Genomic DNA, 16,611 nt, shown 5'->3' with positions numbered 1-16,611 from the left:
GCTGGAAAGTAAAACAGGCATGAAGCATGACACCCATATTGCCGTCGCAGGTGCCGGAATCGGCGGGTTGGCCGCAGCCGCAGCGCTGGCGCAGGCAGGGCATCGCGTGGTCGTCTTTGACCAGTTTGATCAGGCCCGCCCTGTGGGGTCGGGGCTGGTTATCCAGCCTGTGGGCCTGAACGTCCTGCATCAGATTGGCGCGGGCGATGCGGCCCTTGCGTTGGGCACGCGCATTCACCGCATGCTGGGCCATGAAGCGGATGGCGGTCATCGTGTTCTGGATGTGCATTATGATCGCCCCGGCGGGGCGCGCTTCGGGTTGGGCATTCATCGCGCAGCGCTTTTTGCGGTATTGCTGGACGCGGCAATCAGCGCAGGGGCAGAAATTGTCACCGGACATAAGGTGACAGGGCAACATGACCGGCGGCTGTGTTTTGAGGGGCGCAAGGATGCCGGACCGTTCCAGATGATCATCGATGCCAGTGGCGCACGTTCGCCCTTGTCACCACTGCGCGCCAGACCACTACGATACGGCGCGCTTTGGGCGACGGTCGACTGGCCTGAACAGACCGGCCTGCCCTGCGATGAACTGCGCCAGATTTATCGCCGGGCATCGCGGATGTTGGGCGTTCTGCCCATAGGCACCCTGCCCGGCGACGGGGCACAAAAGGCCGCGATCTTCTGGTCGCTTCCCGCATCAAGTCATGAAAACTGGCGCAAGCACGGCGTCACGCAATGGCGGGCCGAGGCCGCCGCACTCTGGCCGGAATACGCGCCATTTGCAGACCAGATCACCGAACCGGAACAGATGGCGATGGCGCGCTACAGCCACGGCACATTGCGCAAACCATGGGGCCACGGCATTGTCCATATCGGCGATGCGGCCCACCGCGCCAGTCCGCAACTTGGGCAGGGCGCGAATATGGCGCTGCTGGATGCATGGGCACTGGCGCAGGCATGGGAACAGGCGCAGGGGGATGGCGCGCGCGCAATGCAGCTATATGCGCGAACAAGACGCTGGCATGTGCGCATCTATCAAACGATGAGCTGGGCCTTCACCCCGCAATACCAGTCGGACAGTCGCATTCTGCCTGTGCTGCGTGACCGGCTGCTGTTTCCGATGTCGATGGTGCCCCCGCTTCCACATATACTAAGCCGGCTTGTCTGCGGGGATCTTATTCCCCCGCATGGCATTGAACGACTGCGGAAATGAACCCGACGGGTATAGTCAGAAGATGTTGCAGATATGGCAAGGGCGCCCGAACAGATCGGGCGCCCTTGGTCATGTCATACGGACAAGCACTTTATGTGCTTTGCCCCGGCCTTGGGCCTGTCAGTCCAGCGGCGCAAGTGGCGCATCCGCGCCATTGGTAACCACAGGTGCAGGAGCGTCCGTGCGTTCGCGGAACACATATTCAGGCGCTTCATCGGCTTGCTCGCGTGTCATATCAAGTTGGATTTCGCGCGCGTCAAAGTCGATCTCCAGTTCGTCAAAGCGCACTGCAATCTGTTTCGCGCCAATACCCAGGAAACCACCGACAGACAGGACCGCGGCGGTGATCGTGTTCGTCTCCTGATCGATAATCAGATCACCGATGCTACCGATGCTTTCATCCTGAAGCGAGCGGACAGTTGTGCCCGTGATCCAGTCTACCCGCAGCTCGTTCGAAGCCTGCTGCTGCACAATGGTGTCGCCTGCGGGTTCTGGGGCGGGTTCAGCACTGGCCCCTTCATCTGCTGGTTCATCCATATCCAGTGCATCATCCATATCAAGTGCATCATCGGACATGGTGTCGGTTTGTTCACCGACCAAGGGATCCGCCTGATCAGGTGTCGCGGGCGCATCTTGCGCGAATGCCGATCCAAGCAGAAACGGAACGACAAGTGATGAAGTTAAAAGTAGTCTTTTCATGATAACCTCCTATTTCGGCGGGATACTGCCCCCTTTTGAGGAAGACCTTCCGCCCTGTTATCACAACCCTGACATGCGCATTCCGGTTTCCTTGCCACTGAAGATGTCGGCGGGGATTTGCCGATTTGGGTCAGGAAAGGGCCGCAAATTCCGTCGGCAACGGCTTGGGAACACCCCCAAAAACAGGCGATCCCGCTTTCGCAAGCGTCTCGAAATTAAACAAATAAATACAATTCCTTAAATGCTATTTCGTTGCATTCAAAAACGCATTTCACTGCAATAGCCTTGCCGGTTCCTTAACGATTTTTCAGACCACTCATCTGCCGGTCCCCAAGCCAGTAGCGCGGGCCCCGCCCCCATGCGTCCGGCGCGATCGTGCGGGTTGGACAGCGCGCATGCATCCAGCGAAAGGCACCATGGCCCAAGAAAACCATAATGCATATCCGGCAGTGATGATGTGAAACCCGCGTCAGGGCGTGCCCGCGTTCATTTGTAGTCACGCCCCCGCCTTTGACCTGTTGATGACGCATGTCCGGGAAGCGTAAAACCCGTTCCCACTTTTGCGCGACATGCTTTAGCTATGTCGTAGTTTATACCGCGCTGTCGTAAATTCTGCGCATATGCTGCCTGTGCAACAAGAAGGTGCTGGGCTGAAATGGATGGAAATTTCCTTGTTTTCGTGAATTTTTCGATTGTGGCAAAAGATGTTTCCACGACGCTGGAGCAGCTGGGCGTGGGCATTCCGATGGTTGCCGGAACCGAGGAAGAAGCGCTTGCCCTGATGGCGGATCTGACCGAAGGCGCATCCCTGCGGCTTGCTGTTGTGCAATTGTCGCCAGAGGCCTTTATGCACAGCGCTTTGCGGCCGCAACTGGAACAACGCGGTGCGCATGTCATCTTGATGCATGATTCCGTGCATGTATCCGAAACCCCGCCGCCTTATCCGGTGCTGGCCGTGCCATTTTTCACCGAGGATCTGGAACAGATGGTGGCGGGCTTTGCCACACGCCTATAGAAGCGGGCGATCAGGCGGCGGTGATGTGTCGGCCAACGCAAGTTCCGACAGCGCGTTGGCATCACATATCTGCAACAGGCCGTTTGTCCAGGTGACAAGCGGGCGCAGCCGCGCAAGGGTCTTGTTGGTATGAACCAGTGACAACCCAAGCGCGTCGGCCAGATCGCGCTGCTTGAAGGGAAACTGTGCCAACCCGTTTGGTGCCAGACCAACAGCAGCCAACCTTCGATGAATTTTCAGAAGCGCCCAAGCCATACGTTGCGGCGCAGTGCGCTGGCCCAAGGTGGCGATGGTCTCATTCAGGAAATGCTCCTCTACGGCGGCAATCCATGTCAAGGCGTATGCCCGCGACGGGTTGTTGCGAAACAGATCGGCCAGCCTGCGTTTTTCAAACCGGCAAAGCAACATTTCGCTTGCCGCTATGGCCGAGGTTGCGGCCCCGCCCGCCAGCATGGCCTGAAATCCCACCAGATCACCGGGAAAAATGAAGTTCACCAGCTGCCGCTCGCCATTCGGCAGGTACTTGAACCGCGCCCCCTGACCTTCGCGGGCGGTGAAAAAATAGTCTGTCTCATCCCCTTCGTGATAAAGTGCTGCGCCGGGTGACAAAGTCACCTCGCCTGCGCGGAATTCCATCATGAAATGCAGATCTTCCGGGGTGAAGGGCGTAAACAGGTCATGCTTGCGCAAGGGACAGGTCTGGCACGGGTGCATGAGAACGTTTACCTGAAGGGCAGCCAAGGGTTGCTGTATGCAGCATGGCGCGCCGGGCGGTGCAGTGTCAAGTCCGCACCGAATGCATGCGCGGCAACCCGATCACCTTGGGGACATGAAACGCGCAGGCACGTCGCCAGTCCGACGGCGGGGGCATCGCCCTCGCATCCTGATCGCTGCTCTGATAGCACAGGCAGATGAACATCTATCGGGGGGACGCAGGATGCGCAGCGCCGCTGTTTTGAATGCACGCGAAACGCCACTGGCAATCCTGACCATTTGCGCGGGCGTTGCCTTTCTGGTGGCAAATGACGCAGTCGCAAAACTGCTGACGGATCGCTACGCCCCCATCCAGATTGTGTTTTTGCGCAATCTGATCGCTGTGCCCATCATTGCCGCAGTGATCATGCTGGCCTTTGGTAAAGCCACGTTGCACACAAACCATCTGCGCCTGCATGCGCTGCGCGGGGCGCTGATGGTTGTGGGCGCGTGGCTTTATTTTACAGCGCTGATGTATATGCCTTTGGCCGAAGCGACAGCGCTGGTCTTCTCGGCGCCAATTTTCATCACGGCCCTGTCGGTGCCCCTTCTGGGCGAACATGTCGGCTGGCGGCGCTGGGGTGCGGTGCTGCTGGGTTTTGTGGGTGTGCTGGTCATTGTGCGTCCGGGCAGTGCGGCGTTTCAGTTGGCGGCACTGCTGCCGGTGGGCACGGCGCTGTGTTATGCCATCTTCATGATCAGTGCCCGCTGGATTGACCGCGCTGAACGATTGTGGACGATGATGCTGTTCGCCATGCTGTTTCCGTTGCTGTATTCGGCCCCCTTTGCCGTCGCCAACTGGACACCGGTGCAAGCGGGTGACATGGCCTTGTTTGTCGCAATCGCGGTTTTCGGCAGCCTTGGCCTTGCGCTGATCGGGCAGGCCTTTCGCATGGCCCCTGCCGCCATCGTGGCCCCGTTTGACTATACCGCGCTGATCTGGGCCACCGGGCTTGGCTGGCTGATCTGGGGCGATATTCCAATGCTCTGGACCATTCTGGGCGCGGCAATCATTGTATCAAGCGGGATCATCATCATCCTGCGCGAAGCAAAGCAGACGCCATCATGATTGGCTGGTCGCAAAGCGCTGGAAATTTAGCTAAGATTCTGGCGAAGAAACAGGAAATCATATGGCCCTGCCCTGCCCGCCCCGTTCCAGAACACCATCACAGCGGGCCTGCGCGCGACGCGCAATCCTGCATAAGCAACCGGTTGCGGGGGTGATGTGATGCACGCGCGTCCCCCCGAAGGTGATTTCCGCTTCATCGCGCTGGACGTGGAAACCGCATGCAGGGATGCCGCCAGCATCTGCCAGATCGGGCTGGCCTGCGTCTGGCCGGACAACCGGATTGATACATTCTCGACACTGGTGAACCCCTGCACGGATTTTGATGCGTTTAACATCCGCCTGCACGGGATTGGTCCGGTTCATGTTGCCACCGCCCCCCGCTTTGATCAGGTGCTGGAGGTGCTGTTTCCGCTTTTGTCGCGCCACCATCTTGTTCAACACAGCAATTTCGACAAGCAGGCCGTGAACGCTGCCAGTCGCACCTATGGAAGGGACGCCCCTGATTTTCGCTGGTCGGACAGTGTCAAAATCGCACGGCGGGCATGGCCGGAACTTAAGGGAAATGGCGGGCATGGTCTGGGCAACCTGAAGAAGGTTCTGAACCTTGATTTCCGGCACCATGACGCGGGCGAGGATGCACGCGCAGCCGCGCAGGTGGTCTTGCATGCCGAAGCGCGTCTGGGCCTGCCGTTTGAGGCGTTGATCAAACCGGCCCGCTAGAACCACCCGCAGCCGTAAATGACGGCTGGAGCCTGACCCAGAACCTGTTATTGTTTGGTGATGTTTCGTTTCTTCGATCTTCTGGGCCGCTCTAGCGCGATGAATGCGCTTGATGACGCATTTCGGGCATTCGGGGTGCATCCGATGCTTGTGCCGGACCCTGTGAAGCTGACCGTCATGCAGCTTTACAAAACGCAGGTCGCGGCCCTGGGACGAAAGGCCGCTTTCGCGCAAGCCGCCCAACTGCTTGCCTATTGCATACTGGGCCATGAACAGTTTGCATCAAACAATGGCATGGACATTGCCGACCAGACCGAACACCGTGTGGACGAGGCCATCACTGACGGGGCATCGCGCGATGCAAAGCTTATTCTACTGGCAGTTCATTCTGGCCTGATTGCGCCTGAAATCGCTGATTTGGTCGATGTCGATGACGACTGATCGCACGGGCGCGAGTGCCGCATAGGCGCGTTTTTGACCCCGTAGCAATTTCTGCCTATACCCTGCCCCCCGAACACTATGCCGCTTGCGGCGTTGTCTTATCTTGCCACCATCTGCCCGGAGTACCCATGAAATTCCCAGCCATACCGACCAAGACCTTGTTGGGCGATGTCGGCGTCGTCTTTCGGGTGTCGGCGGCCATAATCCTTGTGTTTGTCACGGCCGCAGCCATTGCGCCTGACGCGGTGGGCCAGACTGCATTGGTCGTTCTGAACGTCACGGCAAGCAATCTTGGCTGGATGTATCTGTTGGTCATCACGGTCTTTGTGGGGTTCGTGCTTTTTCTTGGGGTGTCGCGTTTCGGCAATATCCGGCTGGGCGCGGAAGACGAGCCTGCGGAATTTTCCTTTTCCAGCTGGCTGGCGATGATCTTCTCGGCTGGCATGGGCGTGGGGCTGGTGTTCTGGGGTGTGGCTGAACCCATGATGCATTTCAATGAACCGCCCATGGGCAGCGGCTTGCCGCGCACGACGGATGCCGCGCAAACCGGCATGACCTATGCTTTCTTTCACTGGGGGCTGCATCAATGGGCGAATTTTGCCCTTGTGGGGCTGGCCATCGCCTATGTGCGGTTTCGTCATCACAGTTTTGGCCTGATCAGCGAAACGCTCCGGCCGCTTCTGGGGGACAGGGTGGATACCGGATGGGGCAAGGCGATTGATATTCTGACAGTCGTGTCCACCGTCTTTGGTGTGGCGACAACACTGGGCCTTGGGGCGTTGCAGATCAACAGCGGGGTGTCGCGCCTGACCGATATTCCCTATGGCTTCCCTGCACAATTTGGCATCATTGCGGTCGTGGGCGGGTTATTCATTCTGTCGGCCATGACGCCGCTGGACAAGGGATTGCGCCTGCTCAGTAATTTCAACATGGCTTTGGCGGGCATTCTTCTGCTGTTTGTGCTGGCCTTTGGCCCCACCGCCTTCATCTTTGGTGTCATGACCCAGACCTTGGGTGATTATCTGGGCAATGTCGTGCAGATGAGCCTTGTGACAACCCCGTTTTCCGATGCGCGCTGGGTCGAGCAGTGGACAATGTTCTACTGGGCATGGGGGCTAAGCTGGGCGCCTTTCGTGGGCAGTTTCATCGCGCGCATCTCGCGCGGGCGGACAATACGCGAATTCGTGCTTGGTGTGATGATCGTGCCGGTGGCGTTAAGCATGCTGTGGTTTTCGGTCTTTGGGGGCGCTTCAATTCACTTTGAAATCTTCGCGAATGCAGGCATTGCCGATGCGGTTGCGCACGAAGTTCCCTCTGGGCTTTTTGTCATGCTCGAACAGCTTCCCCTCCGCGGGGTGCTGACGGCTGCGGCCATCGTGCTGGTGTGCCTTTTTCTGATCACCTCGGCGGATGCGGCGACGTTTGTGCTGGGCATGTTCACCTCGAAAGGGGTGCTGAACCCGACGACGACCATTCGCGTTCTGTGGGCGGGGTTGCAGTTGATGCTGGTGGTGGTTTTGCTGCTGACAGGCGGGCTGGAAAGTTTGCAGACCGTGTCAATCATCGCGGCATTTCCCTTCATGCTGCTGATGATCCTGATTGCCGTGTCCCTGTATCGGGACCTGTCGCATGAACTGGCGCTAAAGACCGAAACCGATCGTCTGTTGACCATGCGCATAGAACGATTGCTGCTGCGAGAGGCAGAGCGCGAAGCCGCAAAGCAAGCCGAAGAAGAAGCACACCCAAGCGTGTCGGAAACACCGCCATCCATCGAAGCACTGGAAGCCATCGAGGGCCAGCCCCCAAAGGAATGATTGCCCTGCGCCCGCCCCCCACATACAGGGTTTGTGCAATAATCCCGTTAGTCACACGCAACAGTGTGGTGCGCACACATCAAGCCGGATGGACAAGGCCCAGCAATTGCGGGTAAATCGACATGTTGTCCCTTTTGGACCCGCGCGAACATGCGTTACATAGCCAGTTTCCTGATTGTTATCCTGACCATAAGCGGGCTGCATCAAGCCTATGCTTATGCATCTGATGACTTTCAGACACAGGACGCGCAACCTGTCACACTGGCCGCACCCTGCCCCGAACTTGCAGGGAATGACAGCGCCCGCCGTCAGGCAGAACCGACAGCCGCCGCAGATGCGCACTGGTGTCAAGCCGGTCCGGATTGCGCCCCGCCCTGCCCCATATCGCGCATGTTGCAGGGCACCGCGTATGCCGCGCCACATCTGCACCGCACCATCGCCGGCAACCCTGCACGCGCGCCACCGCACGTCATGTGATCTGCGCAGCTTTGCCCGCATCGCGGGTGGGGCAAAAATTTCACATGAAAATATGGAGGTCGCAGATGGACACTCTGCGTTTGTGGCTGGTGCTGGGTTTCTTCGTGGGCACCGCTGTCTACACGGTCACTGTGATGATCATTCACCCGGTGTAGCCGCCCTTTTGCTGGACTGCGGGGCAGTTTGTGCCTGCTGCGCGAAGCAAATGGCGCAAACTGCCCTGTTCCGGTCTGTCCCTTGCTGGCAGACCGGATTTCACCACGGCTGCAACGCGGCATCATTTGGCCTAGCAATAGCGACCCGCATGAGGCGCGGAGACGCCAGCGCAACCACTGCCCGCGCTAGATCCGGCCCAGAAACCGCCCATTGACCCAGCCAACCCCGTCGGGCAGCGCCAGTGACCGAACCTCGACCCAGACTGCGCCGCTGTTCAGGGTGCGTATCCGTCCGGTGATGCGGATGTCACGCGCAGCAGGTGGGAACATACCGACAATTCCATGCGACGCGCCCGCACCCGAACGCACATTCAGCACGTCATTGGGCGCGACCTTCACCACGCGCTATGTGATTTCGCTGGCCTGCGCGACATTTTGTATGGACAGCATGACGGCCGCCATCAAAAGCAGACTGGCTGCGATACGACGGGGTAATACGGGCGTATTCGCACCCCTTTTTTCATTCCAATACCGGACACCACAGGCCGCGCCTTAGTCGCCGGACAGGTCAATGAAGCGGACATAGTCATCCTCGATCAGTTTGAAATCAAACCTGACATCCAGCGCTGTGCCGTCCGACATGTCGCCAATCAGCGCAAGGCTGCCTTCAATCTCGTCGCCATGATCGGCCTTGAATTGCAGTGTGCCATCGGCGATTTCAATGTCGCCCACCACATGACCGGCCCCGTCGGCATCACGTTCCAGAATACGGCCAAGAACCATGTAGTAATCGCCGTCTTGGGGGTCGCTATCCGGACCGCGCAGCATGGCGTCGCCTTCGGTCAGGTTCATCTCGTTCACCGGCACGAGCGCCAGACACAGGAAAGAGATTGCGCCGCTGTCGGACAAAACACCTGTATAGATTGTGCTGGCAATGGCGTTGCGGCCGCTGCCGCGCGCAAAGAACCCGTCGCCGCGCAAAACGGCAGACACAGGTGCCGCAACTTCGCCGCGCACGGTAAAGTCTTCAGGCCGTTCAGACACCGACGAACGCACCTGCGCGTCCGGCACCTGTGGCGGGGGCGCGGCGCAGAAACCCGGATCGATCATCTCGAAGGCGAAATCTGTCATCTCGCTGTCTGCACTGACTGGCCGGGGCAGGAAGGACAGGGTCAGGACGAAAAGCGCCAGACATACGGCAAGGGTCAGGCGGCGGCTTTTGGGGGTTTCGCGGCAATACATATACGTTCCTTTCATGATACAAACTGTGGGGATGGCGCGGCTTACCGGCGGTCAGGCCATTTTTCCGCCGCTTGAAAGGGCTGGATTTCAGCCCCCTGCGGGCCGGAGAACGCACCAAGGCGATACCAGATCGTTTGCAACTCATGATCCATAAGGTCCGTGTCACGCAGCATCACCTCGGCCCCCGCCCCCTGCCATAATCCGATCTCGACAATGACATCAACGAAGGGCGTGCCTGCCCTTGCGCCTTCGCGCCATTCGAACGCGCGCCAGCGTGCATCGTCGCGCCCCGGCGCTGCCTTGGCCAACCCGTTATGCAACGCAAGCATATCCAGCATTGCCGGGCTGGAAGGGGCACCCTGCCATATTTCATCATATGACGGGCGGAACTGCGGTGCCTGCGTCGCAGGCCCCATCTGCCAGTCCGCGATATGCGGAATGATGGAGTCTGCCATCAGGCAATGAAACCCCAGACAATCCCGTTCCGGCGTGTCAATTTCGCCGCGCGCGGCAGACAGGATCACCGCATCCACGCCGCGCAATCCCTGCATCGCGAAACGCCAGACAAGATGCGGACCTTCGCCAAACGCGTCCAGTGGGGCGGTGTTTTCCGCGCCATGCTCTGCCACGATCTGGGCATGGCGGGCAGGGCCAAGATTGAAGCGCCGCAATTCGATCAGGCTGACCAGCCCGGTCGCGCCGCCCGCTGTAACTGTGGCTTCGGCTTGGGCGTAACTTAGGTGGTAGCGGACGCTGGGCAGGCGGCTGTCATGCGCCTGCACCGCAACAATGCTTTTTGTCAACGGGGACAGCCCTACCCCCGGCGCCATGACCGTGTCCTGTGCGGAATGCAGGATCTGCGCTATCTCATACTCCAGATCCATCGGGTCGATGGGGACAAGGCCGGGGGCGTGGGTAAATTCCTGCGCGACATCGCCTGCGCCGGGCATTGCCGTGGCGTCGATTCCCGTGACGCGCAACGGTTGCGTTGACTGCGCGGGCAAGGATGCGTCTGGCGCGATGACAGGCGCTTCGGTCTGATCGGCATGGACAGGGGACAGCCAGACAGGCCAGACCATCATACAGGCCATGACCGGCGCGCGCATATGCCCGATGCGGCACAGACCACGCGGAAGGACCGGATGTAGAAATTTCACCATATGCGATACCTCCTGAAATACGGGATTGGGGATGGAAAGGCAGGGTTTCAGCCATGCCTATAGGCTTTTGTGCAAGCCGGTTTCGTGCTGCGGCAAAGTCTGCCTGACCGCGCGCAAACCCGGTCAGGTGCCAACAGGAAAAGTTGGAATTGTGCCATCATGTTTCCCTGTCTTTCCAGAAACAGCCCCGCGCACTCAGCGTTGCATTTCCACCAGTTCCACACGGCGGTTCAGGCTGCGGCCCTGTTCGGTGCGGTTGGTCGAAATCGGGGCCATCATGCCCGCGCCTGCCGGGTCCAGCCGGTCGCCGGATACTCCGTGTTGCCGTGTCAGATATGACACCACCGATGTTGCCCGTTCCATCGACAAGGACAGGTTGTAATCGTAGCTGCCGGAATTGTCGGTATGTCCGACGACAAGCAGGTTCATATCAGGCAAATCGCGCATCAGACCGGCAACCGTTGCCAAAGCATCAGACGATTCAGGCAATATCCGCGCAGAGTCGAACTCAAACAGGATATCCTGAACCGCAACGCGCCCTTCTTCTATCAAACCAGCCTCCATCTCGCTGGCGGTCAGGGGCTGATGGTCCATTTCGGTATCCATCTCGTCCGAGGTCACAACCGCCATGGACACTGCCGGCCCGTCCACCCTGCGCGCGTTGAACGCAGCAATCCCCGCCAGCACAGTCCCATCACCCGAGATCGCGGCGATATAGCGCAAATCGCGGTTCGATGTTCGGGTTGCCAACCGGCAGCAGCCCCGCGCACCGCGGCTGAATATATCGGTGCCATGCACGAAAAACGACCTGCCAGCCCCGCTGGAAAGGTCGCTGCCGCTGGCCGTATACAGCAGCTCAAACCCGCGATCTTCCAGCGCCTGAATGTAGTTTCGCTTGATCTGAAGGGTGGAGATATCGGGGTTGTCAAACGTATAGCTAAGCGACAGTATTTCCCCTTCCATGGTCTTGGCGCTCTCAACCTCGCCATCGTCATACGGGCCGGTCGGGATGGTGGCGCGGTCAAATTCTGTCCTGTCAAAATAGACGATGCTGGACCCTGCAACGCGGGGAATATCAGCGTGATCATACGCGCCGTCGACATCGGCTTGGGCAGGTGTGGAAAACGCAAACGCCATGATGGTGGCGCAAGCCCAGACGGAATGTCTGTTCTGCATGGTTGTGCCTCCTCATTGTGATATTCGGCCCCACCATATCCGCACATCATTCACGAACGCCCCGTCCGAACAGAGGGGACTTTGGCACGACGCATTTTCTGCATCTGACCAGCGCCATACATCAGCGCGAAGCAAGCGCAGGTGCAGGCGGCAGGCGGATGCGATGCCCGCACGACAGGGGCCCTGCGGGTGTCAACCGGCGGTCATTGGCCGGAATGGCACGTATGAATCTGGAACGTGACCATCTGACGCAGCCCAGAGTGGCGCTGGCCGTTTCCATATTCGTTGACAAATTCCGATTGTTTCACTAGGGAATGCCACACCAAGCTTAAGCCAGAATGGTCGCGCCAGGTTATGCACAACTGCACCCCGCGCCGAAGGCTTGGACCATATATCAAACCAAGCCAGAATTTGACGAGTGCCGGGGTCAAGCCAATAAAGGGCCACGATGCGTCTTCCAATTGTCTTTGCCTGCACCTTGCTGGTGCCTGTTCCGCTTGCTGCCGATCCGATCAGCTTTACCGACCATGAAGGACGCGAGGTCACACTGCCCGCGCCCGCGCAGCGGATCGCGTCAATTCCCATCCCCATGGCATCAACACTGATTGCCATTGACGGCGCCACCGACCGGCTGGTGGGGATGAACCCGACCGCGAAATCCGCAATCATGGAAGGCATTCTTGGGCGGATATTTCCTGAAGCGCGCGACATCCCGTCAGACATCACCGCGCCCAACTTCATCCCCAATGTCGAGGAACTGGCGCAGGTCAACCCCGAACTGGTCATCCAATGGGCCGGACGCGGGCCGGATTATATTGACCCGATCACCAACGCGGGCCTGAACCTGATGACAATCCGCTACGGGTCCGAGGAGTTGACGCGCGAATATATGACCATGGCCGCAACCGCGATGGGCAGGCCGGAACGGATTGAGCCGCTGATCGAATGGCGCGCGGAAGTGCAGGCCGACATGGAAGCGCGCACCGCCGGTCTGGCTGATGAGGACCGCCCCAGCGTGCTGTATCTGCTGCGCGCCATGGACAACCTGCGCGCATCGGGCACCGAAAACAACTATAACGCATGGTATCATATTCTGGCCGGTGGCCGGAACGCGGCTGAAGACATGGTCGGCGGTTGGGCGGATATCAATGTTGAACAGGTTGCAACATGGAACCCTGATGTCATCTTCCTGAATTCATTCGAGGCCGATCTGACGCTTGATCGCATCATGGACGACCCGATCCTGTCACTGACCAATGCCGCACAGAACGGGCGCGTCTATAAAATGCCGCTTGGCGGCTATCGCTGGGACCCGCCCAATCAGGAAAGCCCGCTGACATGGATGTGGACCGCAAACCTGCTGCATCCTGATGTATTCGACTATGACCTGCGTTCGGAAATGCGCACAGCCTATCAGGTGTTGTATGGCCATGACCTGACAGATGCGGATATTGACGAAATCCTGTGGATGGACATGCAGGGCGGTCAGGCAAACTACGCGCAATTTGCAGCCCCATGAGTGTTGCACTGGATCAGGCCCCAAGGCGCGCGCGACTTGCGCTGCGCCTTGGGGTGTTTCCCGCGATGGTGGTGTGTCTGGTGCTGGCCATGCTGTATTCCATCAGCGCCGGACGTTTTGAAGTGCCCTGGATAAGGGTCGTGGAAATCCTGTGGGCACGGGTCTGGGATTTGTCGGGCAGCGCGGACACCATGGACGAACGCATTGTCGAATTGGTGCGCCTGCCGCGTGTGCTGCTGGCCGCCCTGTCGGGGGCCGCGCTGGCCGTGGGCGGGGCCGCATTGCAAGGCGTGTTCCGCAACCCGCTGGTCAGCCCGCAAGTGCTGGGCATCAGTCAGGGCGGGGCCTTTGGCGGGGCGCTGGCGATCCTGCTGGGCTTTCACGGGGTGGTGCTGCTGGGCATGTCCTTTGTCTTTGGTCTGGCCGCGCTGGTGCTGGTCGGGCTGTTGGCCCATATCAATGGCCGGACAGAGGTGCTGACCGTTATCCTTGCAGGCATGATTGTGGGGGCGTTTTTTGCTGCATTGGTATCTGTGCTGCAATTTCTGGCGGACCCGAATTCATCCCTGCCTGCGATTGTCTATTGGCTGATGGGGTCATTCTCGACGGCGACATGGGCGCGGCTGGGGTTGGCTGTGCCCGGTATGGCGCTTGGGCTGGCGCTTGTGTGGTCGCTGCGCTACCGGCTGAACCTGCTGGCGCTGGACGAAGCAGAGGCGCGTTCCTTGGGGGTGAACCCTGACCGCGAACGCTGGTTCATCTTCATTGCCGCCACGATGATGACCGGCACATCTGTTGCCGTGGCGGGCGTTATCGGCTGGATCGGCCTTGTGGTGCCCCATGCCGCGCGCCTGATCGTGGGCGAGGATCACCGCCGCCTTATTCCCGCATCGGCGCTGTTGGGCGCGGCCTATCTGGTGCTGATCGACACGATGGCACGCACGCTGACAGCCGCAGAAATACCGCTGGGCGTGTTGACTGCGCTGATCGGTGCGCCGGTCTTTGCGGTGCTGTTGCGCCAGCATTTCAAACGCGCGTGGCACGCATGATCGGGGTGTCGCAAGCAAGCCTGCGCTTTGGCGCGCTGCGGGTGTTCGCGGGGCTGTCGATTGATGTGCCGCTGGGGCGCACGACCGCCATTCTGGGGCCGAACGGGCGCGGGAAAACCACGTTGTTGCGCAGCATTCTGGGGTTTCAGCCACTGGATCAGGGCCACCGCCACGCACCCGCCATTGTGGGCTATGTGCCCCAGCACGGCGCATCACAGGCAAAACTTTCGGGGCTGGATGTGGTGACAATGGGCCGCGCGGCGCGGCTGGGCCTGTTTGGCCAGCCCGGACCGGATGATACGGACGCAGCACACGCGGCACTGGTGCAGGTGGGCGCATGTTCGCTGTCCGATCTGCGTTATGACCGCATGTCGGGTGGGCAACGCCAGATGATCCTGATCGCCCGCGCGCTGGCCACAGGATCGGACGCGCTGGTGCTGGATGAACCGACATCCGCACTGGATCTCGGCAATCAGGCGCGCACGCTTGCGCTGATTTCCACCCTGAACCGGGCGCGCGACAGGGCGATCGTGTTCACCACACATGACCCCAACCACGCGCTGGCCGTGGCCGATGATGTGGTGCTGATGATGCCGGGCGGCACCGTGGTGCAGGGCCCGGTCGCGCAGATGATCACCCCTGATCTGATGGCTGAACTTTACGGCGTTCCCATGCATTGGGTGCGCCCGGACGGACCCCAAGGGCGCATCGCAATGCTGCCCGAATTCACAGGAAAGGACGCCCTATGCGCGTGATCTGGCTGCATTCTGGCCATGGCCAGCCCCCCGAACCCATAATGCAGGCCGAAGCGGCCGGACATGTGACAATCATTGCGCAAACCGACCTGACGGAAGCGGCGCTTCTGGCGCATCGCGGTTTGATCACCGGCATGCTGCTTGATCAGGATGCCATGATGGCCCTGCGCCCTGCCCTGTCACGGTTTCTGGATACAGGCGGGCGCTGGGTGTTCAATGGCCATCTGGTCCGCCCGCTGGTCGCGGGGTTGGAACCCTATCAACCCATCCCCGCCCCCAAACGCGCTGATTTCACACTGGCCGCGCGGGTGGCGCATCCGGTCTTTGCGGGCTTTCAACTGAAAGAGCTGGAAGCCAACAAGGGTGTTGCGGGCTTTTACGGGCGCGGGGCCAATCCGCCACCCTCGGGCGCGGTGGTGTTGAACACGCTTGGCGACACTGTGCCGGTCGACTGGGTCTGGCACCGGCCCGGCGGGGGTGCGATTTTCAGCCATGCGGGCAATGATCTGGCCCAGATCGCCACAATGCACAAGATTGGCGCGCGGGTCTGGGCCAACCTGATCGTCTGGGCGGGGGGCGGCGCATGCGTTTCAGATACTGCCCCGCGCGTGGCCACACCACCTGATGCGCGCGCCTTCACCACGCCCGCGCGCCCGCGCGATACCGGCGATGCCCCGCGCCTGATTGCCACGAATGCGGGCACCTACTACCAGATCCAGACGCTTGAAGGGCCGCGCTACCGCGACACCTTCGATCTGGTGATCACACCCGAACAGATTGGCGCGACCCTGTTGCCGGAAGATGTGCTGTTTGTGACCTGTCGCACCCCGCCCCAACGCATGATCGCCCAGCGCGGGCTGCTGGCCGCGCATCTGGCGGCGGGTGGCACCATCATTGCCATGGGCGAAAGCCGCAGTGATTTGTGGCTGCCGCATGTGAACTTTACCCCCACAGATACGAATTGGTGGTGGTGGCTGACACCGGGGGCAAAGTTGGGCGTGCAGATCGCATCACGGCACCCGCTGCTGGAGACCATGACCGATGCCGATGTGACATGGCATCTGCACGGGTATTTCGACCCGCCCGCAGGCGCGCAGGTTCTGATGCGCGATGGCGCGGGCCACCCTATTGCCTATGACGACCGCACCAGCACGCCGGGGCGAATGATCGTAACTTCGCTGGATCCCTGCTATCATCATGGAAGCCATTTCATGCCCGCAACCACACGCTTTCTGGACCGCTTCCTGCCCAACTTGCGCCAGTTAACCCAACAGGTGCCCGCATGAGCACCGACAACACCACAGTGTTGCAAAGCGCCCCCTGATCTTTGATCCAGCGATGCAATACCGTGTCG

Annotated in this window: 17 protein-coding genes; 11 read left to right on the top strand and 6 right to left on the bottom strand. The window is 60.0% G+C overall.

Annotated elements, in window-relative coordinates; translation table 11 throughout:
- Window positions 1–19: 19 nt before the first annotated feature.
- Complete coding sequence (locus tag P8S53_RS05630; RefSeq protein ID WP_277806167.1) at window positions 20–1,213, top strand: NAD(P)/FAD-dependent oxidoreductase; 1,194 nt, start codon at window positions 20–22, stop codon at window positions 1,211–1,213.
- 120 nt (window positions 1,214–1,333) lie between these two features.
- On the opposite strand, the gene P8S53_RS05625 is transcribed toward P8S53_RS05630, so the two are convergent.
- Window positions 1,334–1,912, bottom strand: coding sequence for a PRC-barrel domain-containing protein (locus tag P8S53_RS05625; protein ID WP_277806166.1), 579 nt, complete (start codon window positions 1,910–1,912; stop codon window positions 1,334–1,336).
- Window positions 1,913–2,567: 655 nt separating this feature from the next.
- Here P8S53_RS05625 and P8S53_RS05620 point away from each other — a divergent pair.
- Window positions 2,568–2,927: a hypothetical protein gene (locus tag P8S53_RS05620; protein WP_277806165.1), complete on the top strand. Its 360-nt coding sequence runs from the start codon at window positions 2,568–2,570 to the stop codon at window positions 2,925–2,927.
- Here P8S53_RS05620 and P8S53_RS05615 read toward each other — a convergent pair.
- Window positions 2,922–3,617: a Crp/Fnr family transcriptional regulator gene (locus P8S53_RS05615; RefSeq protein ID WP_277806164.1), complete on the bottom strand. Its 696-nt coding sequence runs from the start codon at window positions 3,615–3,617 to the stop codon at window positions 2,922–2,924. The genes P8S53_RS05620 and P8S53_RS05615 overlap by 6 nt on opposite strands.
- A gap of 247 nt (window positions 3,618–3,864) precedes the next feature.
- On the opposite strand from P8S53_RS05615, the gene P8S53_RS05610 reads away from it, so the two are divergent.
- The 5 genes from P8S53_RS05610 to P8S53_RS05590 all read left to right on the top strand — a co-directional run bounded on the left by P8S53_RS05610 (window position 3,865) and on the right by P8S53_RS05590 (window position 8,201).
- On the top strand, window positions 3,865–4,749 hold the full coding sequence (locus tag P8S53_RS05610; RefSeq protein ID WP_277806163.1) for a DMT family transporter: 885 nt from the start codon (window positions 3,865–3,867) through the stop codon (window positions 4,747–4,749).
- Window positions 4,750–4,908: 159 nt separating this feature from the next.
- Window positions 4,909–5,469: an exonuclease domain-containing protein gene (locus tag P8S53_RS05605; RefSeq protein ID WP_277806162.1), complete on the top strand. Its 561-nt coding sequence runs from the start codon at window positions 4,909–4,911 to the stop codon at window positions 5,467–5,469.
- Between the two features lie 60 nt (window positions 5,470–5,529).
- Window positions 5,530–5,910, top strand: a complete 381-nt coding sequence (locus P8S53_RS05600; RefSeq protein ID WP_277806161.1) for a hypothetical protein — start codon at window positions 5,530–5,532, stop codon at window positions 5,908–5,910.
- A 128-nt stretch (window positions 5,911–6,038) separates the two neighbouring features.
- On the top strand, window positions 6,039–7,724 hold the full coding sequence (locus P8S53_RS05595; RefSeq protein ID WP_277806160.1) for a BCCT family transporter: 1,686 nt from the start codon (window positions 6,039–6,041) through the stop codon (window positions 7,722–7,724).
- A gap of 150 nt (window positions 7,725–7,874) precedes the next feature.
- Entirely contained in the window at window positions 7,875–8,201 is a 327-nt protein-coding gene (locus P8S53_RS05590) for a hypothetical protein (protein WP_277806159.1), read from the top strand.
- 341 nt (window positions 8,202–8,542) lie between these two features.
- On the opposite strand, the gene P8S53_RS05585 is transcribed toward P8S53_RS05590, so the two are convergent.
- From P8S53_RS05585 to P8S53_RS05570, 4 genes are all read right to left on the bottom strand, one after another.
- Window positions 8,543–8,758, bottom strand: a complete 216-nt coding sequence (locus P8S53_RS05585) for an SH3 domain-containing protein (RefSeq protein WP_277806158.1) — start codon at window positions 8,756–8,758, stop codon at window positions 8,543–8,545.
- A gap of 150 nt (window positions 8,759–8,908) precedes the next feature.
- Window positions 8,909–9,613: a hypothetical protein gene (locus tag P8S53_RS05580; protein ID WP_277806157.1), complete on the bottom strand. Its 705-nt coding sequence runs from the start codon at window positions 9,611–9,613 to the stop codon at window positions 8,909–8,911.
- 26 nt (window positions 9,614–9,639) lie between these two features.
- Window positions 9,640–10,758: a hypothetical protein gene (locus P8S53_RS05575; RefSeq protein WP_277806156.1), complete on the bottom strand. Its 1,119-nt coding sequence runs from the start codon at window positions 10,756–10,758 to the stop codon at window positions 9,640–9,642.
- A gap of 195 nt (window positions 10,759–10,953) precedes the next feature.
- Entirely contained in the window at window positions 10,954–11,934 is a 981-nt protein-coding gene (locus P8S53_RS05570) for an OmpA family protein (RefSeq protein WP_277806155.1), read from the bottom strand.
- Window positions 11,935–12,382: 448 nt separating this feature from the next.
- On the opposite strand from P8S53_RS05570, the gene P8S53_RS05565 reads away from it, so the two are divergent.
- The 4 genes from P8S53_RS05565 to P8S53_RS05550 are packed head-to-tail and all read left to right on the top strand — an operon-like array spanning window position 12,383 to window position 16,543.
- On the top strand, window positions 12,383–13,453 hold the full coding sequence (locus P8S53_RS05565; RefSeq protein WP_277806154.1) for an ABC transporter substrate-binding protein: 1,071 nt from the start codon (window positions 12,383–12,385) through the stop codon (window positions 13,451–13,453).
- On the top strand, window positions 13,450–14,502 hold the full coding sequence (locus P8S53_RS05560) for an iron ABC transporter permease (RefSeq protein WP_277806153.1): 1,053 nt from the start codon (window positions 13,450–13,452) through the stop codon (window positions 14,500–14,502). The genes P8S53_RS05565 and P8S53_RS05560 overlap by 4 nt, the downstream gene beginning before the upstream one ends.
- The gene (locus P8S53_RS05555) at window positions 14,499–15,257 is read left to right on the top strand and encodes an ABC transporter ATP-binding protein (protein WP_277806688.1); all 759 of its coding nucleotides are present in this window, start codon (window positions 14,499–14,501) and stop codon (window positions 15,255–15,257) included. The genes P8S53_RS05560 and P8S53_RS05555 overlap by 4 nt, the downstream gene beginning before the upstream one ends.
- Window positions 15,248–16,543, top strand: a complete 1,296-nt coding sequence (locus P8S53_RS05550) for a hypothetical protein (RefSeq protein ID WP_277806152.1) — start codon at window positions 15,248–15,250, stop codon at window positions 16,541–16,543. Before P8S53_RS05555 ends, P8S53_RS05550 begins: the two co-directional genes overlap by 10 nt.
- The last annotated feature ends 68 nt before the right edge of the window (window positions 16,544–16,611 follow it).

The organism is Roseinatronobacter sp. S2 (assembly GCF_029581395.1).
In the GTDB taxonomy this organism is placed as follows: Bacteria; Pseudomonadota; Alphaproteobacteria; order Rhodobacterales; family Rhodobacteraceae; genus Roseinatronobacter.
The sequence above is the reverse complement of the archived record's forward strand: the minus strand, read 5'-3'. Positions and strand labels throughout refer to the sequence as shown.